Origin of the sequence: Ensifer sp. 22460 (assembly GCF_052044935.1) — a bacterium.
Taxonomy (GTDB): Bacteria; Pseudomonadota; Alphaproteobacteria; order Rhizobiales; family Rhizobiaceae; genus Ensifer.
In genome coordinates this window covers 1-14,513 of the sequence record NZ_JBQENZ010000005.1, presented here as the reverse complement: position 1 = coordinate 14,513, position 14,513 = coordinate 1, and the positions used below count along the sequence as shown (strand labels likewise).

General features: G+C 62.5%; 11 protein-coding genes and 2 pseudogenes. 7 read left to right on the top strand and 6 right to left on the bottom strand.

The window, feature by feature from the left end:
* The first annotated feature begins 89 nt into the window (after positions 1–89).
* The 3 genes from ACTJKM_RS07535 to ACTJKM_RS07525 all read left to right on the top strand — a co-directional run bounded on the left by ACTJKM_RS07535 (position 90) and on the right by ACTJKM_RS07525 (position 4,402).
* Complete coding sequence (locus tag ACTJKM_RS07535) at positions 90–980, top strand: LysR family transcriptional regulator (RefSeq protein ID WP_440660112.1); 891 nt, start codon at positions 90–92, stop codon at positions 978–980.
* A gap of 151 nt (positions 981–1,131) precedes the next feature.
* Entirely contained in the window at positions 1,132–2,316 is a 1,185-nt protein-coding gene (locus ACTJKM_RS07530) for a glycoside hydrolase family 5 protein (RefSeq protein ID WP_440660111.1), read from the top strand.
* A gap of 223 nt (positions 2,317–2,539) precedes the next feature.
* On the top strand, positions 2,540–4,402 hold the full coding sequence (locus ACTJKM_RS07525; protein WP_440660110.1) for an adenylate/guanylate cyclase domain-containing protein: 1,863 nt from the start codon (positions 2,540–2,542) through the stop codon (positions 4,400–4,402).
* A gap of 115 nt (positions 4,403–4,517) precedes the next feature.
* Here ACTJKM_RS07525 and ACTJKM_RS07520 read toward each other — a convergent pair whose 3' ends face one another.
* On the bottom strand, positions 4,518–5,267 hold the full coding sequence (locus tag ACTJKM_RS07520) for a sulfite exporter TauE/SafE family protein (RefSeq protein WP_113512183.1): 750 nt from the start codon (positions 5,265–5,267) through the stop codon (positions 4,518–4,520).
* Between the two features lie 97 nt (positions 5,268–5,364).
* On the opposite strand from ACTJKM_RS07520, the gene ACTJKM_RS07515 reads away from it, so the two are divergent.
* The 3 genes from ACTJKM_RS07515 to ACTJKM_RS07505 all read left to right on the top strand — a co-directional run bounded on the left by ACTJKM_RS07515 (position 5,365) and on the right by ACTJKM_RS07505 (position 8,203).
* Positions 5,365–6,255 (top strand): LysR family transcriptional regulator, encoded by an 891-nt coding sequence (locus ACTJKM_RS07515; protein ID WP_440660108.1) that lies wholly within the window; start codon positions 5,365–5,367, stop codon positions 6,253–6,255.
* A 255-nt stretch (positions 6,256–6,510) separates the two neighbouring features.
* Positions 6,511–7,830: a DUF2778 domain-containing protein gene (locus ACTJKM_RS07510; protein WP_440660106.1), complete on the top strand. Its 1,320-nt coding sequence runs from the start codon at positions 6,511–6,513 to the stop codon at positions 7,828–7,830.
* A 106-nt stretch (positions 7,831–7,936) separates the two neighbouring features.
* Positions 7,937–8,203, top strand: a complete 267-nt coding sequence (locus ACTJKM_RS07505) for a DUF2277 domain-containing protein (RefSeq protein ID WP_057255194.1) — start codon at positions 7,937–7,939, stop codon at positions 8,201–8,203.
* A gap of 59 nt (positions 8,204–8,262) precedes the next feature.
* On the opposite strand, the gene ACTJKM_RS07500 is transcribed toward ACTJKM_RS07505, so the two are convergent.
* The 5 genes and pseudogenes from ACTJKM_RS07500 to ACTJKM_RS07480 all read right to left on the bottom strand — a co-directional run bounded on the left by ACTJKM_RS07500 (position 8,263) and on the right by ACTJKM_RS07480 (position 13,938).
* A complete protein-coding gene (locus tag ACTJKM_RS07500) occupies positions 8,263–9,846 on the bottom strand; it encodes a Na+/H+ antiporter (protein WP_113512187.1) in 1,584 nt (527 codons plus the stop codon).
* A 663-nt stretch (positions 9,847–10,509) separates the two neighbouring features.
* Positions 10,510–11,824 (bottom strand): annotated as a pseudogene (locus tag ACTJKM_RS07495) (MFS transporter).
* A gap of 519 nt (positions 11,825–12,343) precedes the next feature.
* Positions 12,344–12,712, bottom strand: coding sequence for a hypothetical protein (locus tag ACTJKM_RS07490; protein ID WP_440660105.1), 369 nt, complete (start codon positions 12,710–12,712; stop codon positions 12,344–12,346).
* Between the two features lie 339 nt (positions 12,713–13,051).
* Entirely contained in the window at positions 13,052–13,336 is a 285-nt protein-coding gene (locus ACTJKM_RS07485) for a helix-turn-helix domain-containing protein (RefSeq protein ID WP_440660104.1), read from the bottom strand.
* Between the two features lie 86 nt (positions 13,337–13,422).
* Entirely contained in the window at positions 13,423–13,938 is a 516-nt protein-coding gene (locus ACTJKM_RS07480) for a BA14K family protein (protein WP_058330126.1), read from the bottom strand.
* Positions 13,939–14,325: 387 nt separating this feature from the next.
* Here ACTJKM_RS07480 and ACTJKM_RS07475 point away from each other — a divergent pair.
* Positions 14,326–14,513, top strand: a pseudogene (locus ACTJKM_RS07475) (hydrolase); the annotation flags it as partial.

The window sequence follows — 14,513 nt, the reverse complement described above, 5'->3', positions numbered from 1 at the left end:
ATAGGTCTGTCGGACCAACCGTATTGAATTCACCTTTGATTGATAATATTGCCATTATAGAACATATTATTCACCATTGGAAAACTATCGTGGACCGCTACACCGCCCTCCAGGTCTTCCGCCATGTGGCCGAACTCGGCAGCTTCGCAGAGGCGGGGCGCAAGCTCGGCCTGTCGCCGGCGGCGATCAGCAAGAACGTTGCCGAACTCGAGGCCAGCGTCGGCACGCGGCTCATCAACCGGACCACGCGACGCATGGCGCTGACGGACGAGGGGAAACTCTATCTCGAGCATGTCATGCGCGGACTGGATGCGTTGAAGGATGCCGATGCGGCACTCTCGCCCGTGCGGCAGACGCCTGGCGGGACGTTGCGCGTCGCCGCGCCGATGACCGTGACGCTGATGGGGCTTTCATCCGTCATCCCCGAGTTCCTGTCCCGCTACCCCGACCTCAAGCTCGACCTGCATCTCGACGACAGGCGCGTCGATATCGTCCGGGAGGGGTTCGATCTCGCCATCCGCGGCAGCGACAAGCTGGAAGATTCGAGCCTGATCGCCAGGAAACTCGCGGTCATGCCGCACGTCGTCTGCGCGGCACCTGCCTATTTCGAGGCCCATGGCGAACCGCGGGAGCCGGCCGACCTGAAATCGCACAACTGTGTCCGCTTCAGTCTCTCGGGACATGCGGACTTATGGGAGTTTCGCAACGGCAGCCGAACGGAGAAAGTGGTCGTAAGGGCGCGCTACTCGGTGACATCCAGCCTTGCGGTTCGCGATGCGTTGCGTGCCGGCTTCGGTGTCAGCCTGATACCCCGACCCTATGTCGAAGACGACCTGAAGAGCGGTCGACTGCAACGCGTACTCTCCGACTGGGAGACGGTCGAAACCACGCTCTACGCCATCTATCCGTCCCGGCAGCACGTCGCGCCAAAGATCCGGGCGTTTCTTGATTTTCTCGCCGAAACATTCAGCCGCCCGTAATCACGCGCCTCGCCCATGCCGCGCCGCTTGACGGGCATACGATCGAACCGTTGCAAGCCGAGAAAATCCGGCACTGTTCCCTGGGGAACACCGACGATGCGATCCGCCAGTAGGTTACCGGCACTTAAACAAGAGCCCGAAGGACCGATTCATGCGCCTGATTGCCGCCACCCTCTTTGCTGTCAGCCTCGCCGGCTCGGCCGATGCCGCCGATCTCATGACGTTCTGGGACAAGCCCCAGCACGGCGGCAACAGCTTCAACCGGCTGCCGCCGGACGAGACCTATTTCAAGGCGCTGGCAGGCTACGGCGCCACCTGGGTGCGCCTTTCCTACGACAAGTGGAAACCGGCAAAACGTGACTACCTGATCGGCGACGCCGACAAATACGTCGGTATTCCTGCCGCCGATCTGAAGACGCTCAGACAGACGCTCGACGACGCTGACAAGGCGGGCCTCAAGGTGGTCATCGCGCCGCTGTCTTTGCCAGGCATGCGCTGGGCCCAGAACAACGGCAACAAGTTCGACGGCCGGCTTTGGCGAGACAAAGCCTGGTGGGACCAGACGGCAAGCTTCTGGCGAGATCTGGCGCGCGAACTGAAGAACCATCCGGCCGTTGCCGCCTACAACATCGTCAACGAGCCCGCACCGGAAAAGAACAATGGCCTTGCCGAACACGCCGACCCGCAGGCGATGCAGGCCTGGTACGACGGCAAGCAAGGCAGCGCCGCGGATCTCAAAGCCTTCTACGAGACTGTCATCGCTGCAATCCGCGAGGTCGATCCGGCGACCCCCATCATGGCGGATGCCGGCTGGTATGCGGCAGCCGATGCGTTTTCCTACTGGCCATCGGGGCTCACGGACCAGAAGGTGCTCTACAGCTTTCACATGTACGAACCCTATGCGGCGACGAGCGCGCCCAACATTAAGCGCGACAAGCCCTATGCGTATCCTGGCAAGGTGCCCTTTGGCGAAGGCGAAGAGACCTGGGATCGGGCGCGGGCGGCCGCTTACATCGCAAAGCCTGTCCAATGGGCCAAGGACAAGGGCGTGCCGCTCAACCGCCTCGTCGCCGGCGAGTTTGGATGCACGCGCCGCTGGTCGAGCTGCAAGACCTATCTCGAGGACGTGTTGACCGCGCTCGACAAGGACGATCTGCACTGGGCCTTCTACAGCTTCCGGGAAGACGCCTGGGATGGCATGGACTACGAGCTCGGCTCGAAGACCGTGGGCTGGAAATATTGGCAGCAGATGGAAGCCAATGAGCGCGACACGACGCCGCGCAATTCGACACCGGAGTTCGCGCCCATCAGCCGGCGGCTCGCCGAGGATCCGTGACCGCGTCCCGCCGCACGCCCTGGAACCGGGGCATGCCGGCCGTCAGGCGTGACTGCTTTCCGCGCCGGCGTCACAAAAGCGCTCGATTGCGATGTACATCACGTCGCAGCCTTCGCCTATCCAACCGGACCCCGGTCTGCTTGGAAAAAGGGCAGGAATCGTTAGAAGAACTATCATCCTTACGAGCGCCACGACGTATGTGGCGCCGTTTCCAACTTGGGGCATGTCTTTGTTGACAACCGGGGCGGCCGACGCCGACACACGAAAGCGAACCATATCCCTGTCGCGCACGTTGGCGATCGTGATGGCGGCACTGGTGGCTCTGACAGCCGCCGTCATCCTCTCCGTCGTCTGGTACATGTCGGCCGGTGCTACGCGCGAATTGCTCGCCCAATCGGCCCATCTCGGTCTGGATGCCGTCCAGACGAAAATCGGCAGCCGGTTCGCCCCGGTTGAGGACCAGCTGGCGTTCCTAGCAAAGGAAGTCGGGGCCGGGCGCCTCGATCCGACCGACACGCTGGCCCTGGAGCGCGTGATGACCGGCGCGCTCGCGGCGACCCCGCAGGTGCGTGTGCTCTCCTTCGTCAAGCCAAATGGCGAAATCTTCGGTGTGACCCAGGGCCCCAAGGGCGTCTTTTCCTTCGCCGACACGATCAGGACCGACAACGAGCGTACGGAGATCGACGAGGCGCGCCGCAGAGGCAAGGCCGAATGGGGGCCGGTCTACTTCGTCCCGGACCCGGCGATACGCACGTCGGTCACAAACCTGCAGCAGCCGGCAACCGCCGGCGACCAGTTTTCCGGCGTCTTCAGGGCAACGATCACGGTCGATGCCATTTCGGACTTCCTGCGCCAGATCGCCGTCTCGAATCCCGGGACGACACCCTTCGTCCTTTACGGCCGCGACCAAGTGCTCGCCCATCCGATGATGGCATCGGGCCATCCGCTCCTGTCCGCAGAGCACCGACTGCCGAAGCTTAGCGAACTTGGCGATCCGTTCCTCGCCGCATTGTGGGACGGGGAACCCGAGACCTTCCACGACTCGGCGCTGGAGGCTCGTGTCGTGGAAGTGGGGGACAAGGGTCGTGTCATTCTCACCCGCGAGATCAGCGGCTACGCACCCGCTCCTCTTATCGTCGGCGTCGAGGTACCGATCGAATCCCTGGAGAAGCCGATTTCGGATCTGCTGCGTGCCGGCGTGGCCGGTCTCGTGGTGCTTCTCGCGGCGATCGTCATCGCATGGGTCGTCAGCCGTCTGATCGTTCGCCCGGTCACCAGCATGGCGCGTGAGGTGCGTGCCGTTGGCATGCTCGACTTCGCGGCTCTTCACCCCCTGCCCGGCAGCCTGTTCACGGAGTTGAACGAACAGGCGCGCGCCTACAATACGATGTTGACCGGGCTGCGCTGGCTCGAAACCTACGTGCCGAAGAAACTGGTGCGCCATCTGCTGGGAAGCGGAGATCTCGTCTCGACGCAGCGAACGGTGACCATCATGTTTACCGACGTGGTCGATTTCACCGCCACGGCCGAAAAGACCACGGCTGCCGAAGTCGCCGCACTCCTGAACAGGCATTTCGATCTGCTCGGCCAATGCATCGAGGACGAGGGCGGCACGATCGACAAGTTCATCGGCGATTGCGTGATGGCGTTATGGGGTGCTCCGGACGACCAGCCGGATCATGCCGATCGCGCCATGCGCGCGGCCCGCGCCATTGCGCTTGCGATCGCTAAGGACAACGCGGACCGGCGCCGGCAGGGGCTAGCTCCCCTCAGGGTGCGCATCGGCGTCCATTCCGGTCCGGTCGTCTCGGGCAATATCGGCATGAGCGGGCGGTCCGCCTATACGATCGTCGGCGATGCGGTGAACGTCTGCAACCGCATCGAGCAGCTCGGCAAGTCGGTGGCGCCGAGCGAAGAGATCGTCGTTCTCCTGAGCGGTGAAACCGTCGATTTCCTGACCGAAGGCCGCTCCGACCTCGCGCCGCTTGGCAAACACTGCCTTTCCGGTCGGACGAAACAGACCGAAATCTACCGGTTGCCGACTACAGCGCCGCGCGTCTTATCAGACGCGCAAAGGTCGCGGTAGCACTTTGAATCGCTGCATGTTTTTGTCCTTTAACGGGCTACGATTAAAGGAAACATGCAGTGGGGCGGGATAAGCGGCACGACGTGGGGCCTGGCAAGTCAACCATGCCTCGGATTCAAAACACGGGTCTCAGAGCCATCTCCGCGCCCAAGAGGAACAGGCAGAACAGGAAGCCGCGGCGGAACGCCTGCGCGCCCACTCTGCCGCGCAACCATTGCCCCACCCACATTCCGAGAACCGCGGGCACGACCGCAATCACGGAAAGTGCAAGGGTTTCAGCCTGAAAGATACCCTGGGCGCCAAGCCCGGCCGCCAATGCGATGGTCGAAACAGTGAAGGAAAGCCCCAGCGCCTGCACGAGGTCGTCTTTCGCAAGACCGAGGGCCTGCAGATAGGGCACGGCGGGAATGACGAAGACCCCGCTGCAGCCGGTCACCACGCCGGTCAGCGTTCCGACAATCGGCGAGAGCCACCGTTCCTGTCGCTCAGCAATGCGGAACGGTCGCGCAATAAGCGCGTAGCCGGAATAGATGACGAGCGCGGCCCCAAGCGCGGCGGTGGTCAGCCGTGTGTCCCCACTCACCAGCCATGCGGAGCCGAGCAGCGTTCCGGCGACAATCGCCAGCATCATCGGCCAGAACCTTCGCGCAAGCGACAGAATGCCGGGTCCCGCCAGAAGCTGCCAGACGTTGGTCACGAAAGACGGAACAACCAACAGACTTGCCGCCGCGACCGGTGAAATGAGCGCACCCAGCACGCCCATCGCCACGGTCGGCAGGCCCATTCCGGTCACGCCCTTGACGAGGCCGGCGACGAAAAATGTCGCGGCCACGGCCGACAGAAAAGAAAACGACGCATCGAACATGTGACCGGCGTAACCGGTTCGGCGGCATAGACAATGCGGAAGTCCCGATTCCAGACTTCGGCTGGCCCGAAGGCTGTTTGTCGATTATCCTTGCTGAATGTCCTTCGACCTCAATGATCTTCGCCTGTTTCTCGCCGTCGTGGATGCCGGCAGCATCACCCATGGCGCGCTGGATGTTGGGCTTTCCCTTCCGGCGGCAAGCGAACGGCTGCGCGCCATGGAGGCGGCGGGCGACGTTACCCTGCTCACGCGGGGGCGACGCGGTGTCACTCCGACGGAGGCGGGCGAGGCGCTCGTCCACCACGCGCGCACGATCATCCGCCAGACGGTGCAGATGCGCAGTGAACTGGGAGCCTATGCGAAGGGGATGCGCGCCACCGTTCGCGTCCTCGCCAACACGGCAGCGATGACCGAGTTCATTCCTGAAAGGCTCGCGGCCTGGATGGCAGCCAACCCGCAGATCGACATCGACCTGAAAGAGCGGCAAAGCATCGAGATTGCCAGGAGCGTCGCTGCCGGCTTCGCCGAGATCGGCATTCTTTCTGATGCGGTGGAGACAAGCGGCTTGACGCTCAGCCCCTTCGCGACCGACCGGCTAGTCGTGGTGGCCCGCCACGACCATCCGATCGTCGAGAGAACGCAGGTCCGCTTCGCCGACCTTCTCGATGAACGCTTCATCGGCCTGGCGGGCGGCGCCTTGCAGGATCACATAGAGGGGCAGGCGGCCAAGCTCGGCGCCAAGCTCAAGCTGCGCGTGAAACTGCGCACCTTCGACGACATCTGCCGCATGACCGGCGCTGGTATGGGGATCGGCATCGTGCCGGAAAAAGCGGCCCGCCGCTGCCGTCGGCCCGCTCAGATCGCTGTCATTCGCCTTCAGGAAAAATGGGCCGTGCGGCGGCTGTCGATGTGCATCCGCAGTGACGGACAATTGACGCCGCCCGCGCTTAGCCTGTTCGAGCATCTCGCACGCAGTGGACGGCCCTGAAGCGCCTTAGCCACCTCTACGAGCAGGCTCGCTCGCTGATTTGAGGCGAGCGTCGAAAAAATGCTGATTTTCGCCGTTTGGAAAGCAAAATTTAACCATACTTCTCCATCTTTTGTCCATCAGTCGTCAAGAAGGGGACAATCCGGAAGTCGCGCAGCGGTGGTCGCTTGCCGGCCTGAGGGCCTTTTGCGTGAATTTCTGGCTTGATTTGCGTTGTTGAGTAAGATCATTCGCCCACAGTCTTTGAATCGTCTGTTGCGTCCATTGCTGATCACTTGCTGCGGCACCGCTCTTGTCGGCGCGGCTGCGTGGTCGCTCGTCGGTATGGTCGCGATGAACAGTTCCTTCACGCATGGTTCGGGCCGCCTGCTGCCCAAACCGCAACTCCATCTGGCCGAGAAGACAAAAGAGCGCGCCTGGGACAAGCACGCCAGGGTCAACCAGGCGACGCGGCTCGTCGCCGCCGCTGCGGCGCAGCCGGCCATGGTCGCAAGCCTGACGCCCAGCGACGCGAGATTCGCGCGCGATCTTGAATTTCCGAAAGATGCCGAAATGCTCGGCAAGAGCGCGCGCCTGGCGGCGGCGGTGAAACAAGCGGTATTGGCGTCGGAAAAGCTCGCCAGCAATTCCGCCCCTTCCGCTTCTCCGCAATCTCGCCACCAGGCCGCAACGATGAGCCTGCCCGCGTCGGAACGCTTCGCCCCGATGACCAGCGGTTTCGCTGACAAGCCGGCGGTCCAGCTCGCCTATGCCACCCCCTCTCAGAGCCATGTAGAAGGCAGCGCGTTTTCCGCCGTGCTGACCGCGCCTGTCGAGGACGATCTTGCCGAACAGCCGGAACCGGACGCGGCTGACGACACGGCCGCACTGCCGAGCCGTGAGGACACGCCGTCTGTCGGTCCCATGCCGCAGTTCCGCCCGCGCACAGAACAAGTGCAGAAGCCTGTTGCCGAAACCGAGAAACCTGCGGCCAAGCAGGCCGAAGCCGAGGCGGCGCCAAAGGCCGAAGAGACCGGGAAGACCGACGAACGCGAAACGCCGGCAAAGCCGAAGCTCGCCTATGCCCCGCCGGAAGATCCGACGGAGAACAGTTCCAGCACCGGCTTCGGCCAGGCGCTGCGCAGCATCTTCGGTAGCGGAGCGAAGGCAGGAAATGGCGTCGCCGTCTACGACATCACCGCTGCCAAGGTTTACATGCCCGATGGCAGCGTGCTCGAGGCCCATTCCGGCATCGGCAAGATGGCCGACAATCCGCGCTACGCGGATGTCAAGATGACGGGGCCGACCCCGCCGCACACCTATAATCTCAAGATGCGCGAGACGCGCTTCCATGGGGTCGAGGCGATCCGCATGCTGCCGATCGACGGAAAGAACAAACACGGCCGCGACGGCTTCCTGACCCACAGCTATCTGCTGCGCGGCAAGCGCGCGGAATCCCATGGCTGCGTCGCCTTCGCCGACTATCCGCGTTTCCTGACCGCCTTCAAACAAGGCAAGGTCAAGCAGATCGTTGTGGTGCCGAACGGCGGACGCGCGGCCGGCATGCGCTTGGCATCGAACGGCAGGAACTCCTGACGGGGACGTCCGACGGAAGGACGGCAAAGGTCTTTCGCCAATGGGGTACGAGCATTAAGATCCGGGCCTCTACAGGAGCGAGAACGAAGAGGACCGGGAGCCCGTCATGTGCCGAAACATAAAACCCCTGTTCAATTTCGAGCCGCCGGCGACGGATGCGGAGATCCATGACGCCGCGTTGCAGTTCGTGCGCAAACTGAGCGGAACAACCAAACCGGCCAAGCGCAACGAGGCGGCCTTCGAGCACGCCGTCAATTCGATCGCGGCCTGCGCCCGGGAATTGCTCTATTCACTGGAAACATCACAGCCGCCGCGCAACCGCGAAGAAGAAGCGGCTAAGGCACGCGCTAGGAACGCGATCCGGTTTGCCTGAGACAATGTAGCGTCAGCAATAGCCGACGCGCTTTGTTCCCTACCCCGTGGGAGCGCTCCTCACGCCTTGGCGGCAAGCGCACTCAATTCTTCAAGGTCGAGGTCCCGTTCCAATTCGTGCAGCGTCTCGTCGTCGATCTCGCCGGCGCGATGAAGCCGGATGAGTTCGCGCCGTCCGGTTGCGACCGCTTCGAGCACGACGTCGAAGTGGGCATGAAGAATGGGCGTGTAGTGCTCCGTGCGCTCGGCATAATCGACGATCGATACCGCCCGGCGCTGATACCTGTCGAGCAGTTGCGGATGGATGAGGGTGCCTCCGTCATCATAGGCGTGGCTCTGAATGGTCACGAGTTGCGCCTGCGCCATGGCCGCCTCGGCCTGGCTCATGCTGAGGCGCGCCTTTTCCGATGGCGGCTCGACGAGCCCCGCCCATAGGATCACCCGCCCGAGCGTGGTGCCCTGGACGAGCACGGTCCCCAGGATGACGGCAAAGGACGTCACCAGGATGAAGTCCCGCCCCGGGAAGCCCTCCGGTATGCTGAGGGCCAGGGCCAGCGTGACAACACCGCGCACACCTGCCCAGGAGACCACCGTTGCTGCGCGTGCCCCAAGCGGCCGATAGCGCTCCATCCCAAGGGTGTTTCCGAGGCGGATGGCGAAATCCGAGCCAAACACCCAGGCAAAGCGCGCGACGGAGAGCGCCACGAGAATTGCTAGGATTGGCCACCACATGGTGGCGGCGACGACATCGAAGCCGCCTCCGCGCTCGACGACGCCGCGAAGCGACAGGCCGATCAGAATGAAGACGGCGGCCTCCATCAGGAAGACGATGACGGTCCAGAACGACGAACCGCGCATGCGTGTGGCCGCCGTGAGCACGGTGTGCTGGTGCCAGCTTGCGATCAGGCCGGTGGTGACCGTGGCAATGACGCCTGAAACATGCAGGAACTCGCCGAGCAGGTAGGAAGTCCAGGATAGCAGGGCCGTGGCCGCGATGATCAAGTATTCGTCGCCAAGACGGCGCGCGAGCAGGACCCAGGCCGTGCCGATGGCGGTACCGACAAGGGCGCCGCCGATGGCCAGCACGAAAAAGCTGCCGACCGCTTCGCTCGCGCTGAAGGCCCCGGTGACGCCGGCGGCAATCGCGAAACGAAAGAGGACGAGGCCGCTCGCGTCGTTGAGCAGGCTTTCTCCCTCGAGCAGGATTTGCAACCGCCGAGGCAGCCGCACACGCTGCAGCACGGCACGGGCCGAAACCGCATCGGGCGGCGACACGATCGCCCCAAGCGTCGCGCAGGCAGCCCAGGGGAGCGAGGGGAAAAGCAGATGGGTGACCACGGCGACCACGGCACAGGTGAAGAACACCGCGCCGATCGCCAGCGAGGCGATGCCGATCAGATGCCGGCGCAGCCGGCCGACGGCGATCGTCCATGCGCCGTCGAGCAGCAGCGGCGGCAGGAAAATGACGAGCACCAGATCGGGATCCACCGCGATCGCCGGCAGGCCCGGCAAGAAGGCGAGCAGTGCGCCGCCGGCCAGCAGTGCGACGGAAGGCGGTGACCCGAACCTGTCGGCGACAAAGTGCAGCGCGATGATGGCCACAAACATGCCAATCACCAGCTCGAACAAATGTGTCGGTTCCACGCGCTCTGCCTCCACCCCTCCAGGACGAGGGCATTACAGAACGCGCTTTGCCGAAACGCAATCGGCGCGGCGCATCAACGGCGCGGTTTGAGCCGAGAAAAGAGGCGCTGCCAGAAAAGAAAAAAGGGCCGACGGAAGACCGCGGCCCATAAGGTGTGAAGGTCAATAAACCTCCAGAGGGGAACAGCTGCTGCGGCGGTAATGGGAGGAGAACCGCCATGTGCATCAGCTGTGTGCTTTATGCCTGATTTTTGACCATCTGGAAAACAATTATTGTGCAATGCAGCTATGCGTGCACCGCACACGAGCAGGCCCAAGCGGGGGCCCTTACCCGCACGCCGGTCAGCGCGGTGTGTTGCAAAAGATGGCGGAACGGCGCCTGCGGCCGAAAAAGCTCTGGATAGAGGATCGGGACCGACGCCATGCACCGGTCCGATGATATAGCTGCTACACTAGCGACCGTGGGATCGGCCGCATGTGCATGCTAGAGCGGTTTTCTCGATCAGAAAGCCCGGCGTCATCGCTCCCCGAGTTGTCCGCATTCTATCCACCGGTTGTGCACAAGCCGATCTTGCCGCAACACCTTGGCAGAACTTCCATTTCCTCGCCTCTGTGATTAACGCTTTCTTCACCAGGAGCGATGGGCGCATTCGTCCGCGGATCTCACGCAAGCGATGCAAGCCGGGTTTCCGCATCGATCAGGCAGGCCGCGATCGCAGCTACCAGCAACAGACCCGCAAAGGTGCCGATTGCAAGCCCGAAGCTCTGGACCACCAGAATGCCGATCAAGGAAGGGGGCGAGCAGACCGCCGAGGCGCGCCATGCCGCCCGCCGCGCCCATTCCGGTTGCCCGCGACTCCGTCGGATAGAGCTCCGGCGTATAGGCATAGAGCGCACCCCAGGTGCCGAGCAGCGCAAAGCTCATGATGAGCAGTGACGCTGCGATGATCGTCGCCCCATCTGCGACGACGAAAAGCAGGCAGCTCAAGGCGGAGAGAAGACAAAAGCCAACCAGCGTCGGCCGGCGTCCCCATGTCTCGACGCCATAGGCGGCAAGCGCATAGCCTGGGATTTGCGCCAAAGCGATGAGAACGAGAAAACCATAACCGCGGACGAAGCCGAAGCCTTCCCCCGCGAGCCGCGGCGGCATCCAGGTGAAGACGCCGTAGTAGGACACGGAGACGAGGAACCACACGACCAAGATCAGAAGACTGCGGCGGCGCAGATCCCCAGAGAAGATACCGGCGCTTGGTGAGGCCGCAGAAAGCGCGATCGATACCGCCGCTTCAAGCTGAGGGTGGCGATTGGCGACGAGCATCCGGTTGACGATGGCTTTTGCCTCGGTAGCCTTGCCCGCACGAAGCAGATAGAGCGGCGACTCCGGAACGAGGAAGCGGAGTCCGAGGCCGAGCACCGCCGGGATGGCGGTGACCGCGAAAATGTAGCGCCATGAGTCCGTGAGTCCCGCAAGCGCAACGAGCCATGCCGCCACGGCCACGATCAGCGTTCCGACGGCCCAAAACCCTTCGAGCATGACGAGCCAGCGACCGCGGCTTCGGGCGGGCAGGAACTCCGACATCATGGCGTAGTCGACCGGCAGGGTACCGCCGACTGCAACACCCGTGAGGAAACGCAGGAGCAAAAGGACGCCGAAGCTGGGTGCGAAAATCGACAGTATCCCGAAGATGGCATCGCAGGCCACGGTGACGATCAGCACCTGCCGCCGACCGATGCGATCGGCCAGCCGCCCAAAACCAACCGCTCCGATCAGCATCCCGAGAAAGAACAGGGTACCGGTCTGCAGTGCCTGCGGAACCGTCAGACCGAACGTCGCGGCGATGGAGGCTGCCGTGAAACCAACGGCCAGAACCTGCATGGCATCGGCCGCCCAGACCAAGCCGAAGATGCCGATCAAGCGGTACTGATAGGGTCCCGTACCGGCGCGGTCGAGCGCTTCGTTCATCGTGATCGTCGTCATTCCGTCCTGCCTTAGAAATCAATGCGCGGACACTACGTCGGCAGATCGAACTTGAACAGCGTCCCTCGAAGCGGCATCGGATCGGCTGTAGCGTGACAACGACGGTTTGCGCAGGCTTGCAAAGAATCTTTCGAAAGAAATCCGAAGTTGTATCCGCGCGGACATCACACACGGAAAGATCGTCATTAGAGACCGGTTTCGCGCTCTTAACTGAAGGATGAGGTCGTCAGCCGGCATCTTGGTCGCGAGCGCATCGAAGCGGCGGCCGATGCGAAAGGCAACGCGCTCTTTATCGACCTCGTTCGCGACCTGCTGTGGATCAACTCCGATATCGCCGCCGCCGGCTATCCTTTGGTTCAGGCAGCCGGATCAGGAACGCCCTTCCGGCAGGTGCTCCCCGCTGATTGGAGGACGACGGTCAGCTTCGGTCAACGTTGTGTCCGTTTTCGACGAGCCACGAGTCGTGAAGCCACGTCACCGTGCCGCGATGGCCCGGGAATGATCCAGCTGATGTCGCGCTCAAACACCATGACCTTGCGGTCCGCCCCGACCATGACCCACATCCAGAGACCATCGACCGTATTTCCGCATTTTGACTTTCATGCCCGTCAGGGTCAGGTCTTCTGCGCGCCCATTGCGGGCGACCCGCAGCGGCTCGTCATGGGGTTCGATCCAGCTGATCTTCAGCACCGGCAGGAGATCGGGCGCCGCGTCGCGCAGGAAATCCATGGCGATCGCCTGCGTTTCCTCGCGCGTCGGCAGTTGACCGCCAACCAGAGCGCCGTCGATCCGAGCGAAGCCCTTGAGTCGGCCATCCGCGGCGATGACAATGCTGAAATGCTCGCCACCGAGTGCCGCGTTGCGGCCGTCCGTTCGTTCATAACGCACAAGTTCGGCACTTTGGCCGTCCAGAGTGACAGGGCGCCGAGCGACTTCATCGTAGCCCGACCGACATGACTGTCTATGACGGTCGCCACGGACTGCACCGAAAGCGTTGCCGATTTCATGGACCTTCCCTTCTGAGTTTCCGCAAGCGCAATGCTGCCCGTGATTGACGAGAAGACGAGACCGAGAGCAGCGAGCGCAATGAGGGGCGTATGCGAGGCATGTCAAACTCCTTCGGTTGGCATGGGATAAACGCGAGATAATATGCACTTGACGTCAAGTGTAGGGTACGGTCGCAATTATCCCGGCCGGCCCTGCTCTAGGTCCGCCTCGCTTGCGCGATCAGCTCGTGCATCCGGATACCCTCTCCTTACCCTTGATTCCGCTTGCATCCTCGAAATAGAGGTCGATGACCGCGGCGATTTCGTCGAGGCTCAGGCCGAGGCGCTTGAGTGCGGCGATCTTTTCCAGCCGTTTGACGGCAACCTCGTCATAGTAGCGATAGCCCGTGCCCTCACGCTCGGCCGGTTTCACTAGGCCGAGGCGCTCGTAATAGTGGATCGTGCGGTGGCTGAGCCTGCACGTTCCGACAGTTCTCCGATCTGCATGAGGGACGACAAATGGCACACACCTAAACCTGACGTTGGGTGTAAATCCAGGATAAAGGCCTGTGGTCGTCAAGCGGTGGCTTTTTCTCGGAAGCCTTTGACCCGTCAGTAGGGCGAGATGCAGATCTGCCGCGGACCGTGATAGGGCTGGAACGTATCGTCGTAAGCCCTGTAGGACCGGTAGCGGGCATAGCACCAGCTCGTATGCGCGTTGCCACCATAATAGGTCTGCCGGTAGTAGCGTGGCGCATAATAACGCGGGCGATAGTAGGTCGGGCCGCCGTAATAGCCTTGGTTATAATAGCCCTGATCGTAGTAGCCCGAGCCATAATAGGGCTGCGCCAGCGCACCACCGATGATCGTACCGACGGCCAGTCCGCCGAGCGCCCAGGCCCAATCGTCGCCGCCACCGTGCCCGTGATGGTAACCGCCACGGTAACCGCCACGGTAACCACCGCGGTAACCGCCGCGGTAACCGCCACCGTATCGTCTGTACTGAACCAGTTGCGCTTGCGTCGTCTCGATCTTCGGGACGTCCGCTGCTGTGGGAAATGCCATGGCTGGCGAACCGCTGGTCAACGCCGACGCCACGGACAAGGCAATGATCGTTAGCCTGTTCATTGGCTTACCTCCATTTTCCCCGCTCATCTTAAGTATACATCGGAAAAGGCGCAGAAGCACTGCGTTTTGGCGACGCGGCGTCAGGTGTGGCGCGCAACTCGACGCGCCTCTTTCGAACAACCGCACGCGATGTCCGCTTGGCCGCACACGACGGATCGGGTCGCCGGCATCTCCACGCCCCGCCGGCCGGCGCCTTGACCGCGGGGAATGCACAAGGCCGCAGGTCGTTAATTATTTCATTTACCGCAATTCAATCGAAATCATTATTGCAATTCAGCAGCGCAATCCGGTCGGCTACACCTGCTCTCACCAAACAAGTTCACCCCAGACCGGCCAAGACCGGGCACCGACCCCCGCTTGCCAACCAGCTCAAAGAGGAGAAAGTCCATGTCCAGCAAACTCGAAGTCCTGACCCCCCAGAACAGCCAGCTGATCTTCATCGACCAGCAGCCGCAGATGGCCTTCGGTGTTCAGTCGATCGATCGGCAGGTCCTGAAGAACAACGTTGTCGGTCTCGCCAAGGCCGCAAAGGTCTTCAACATTCCAACGACCATCACCACCGTCGAGACCGGGTC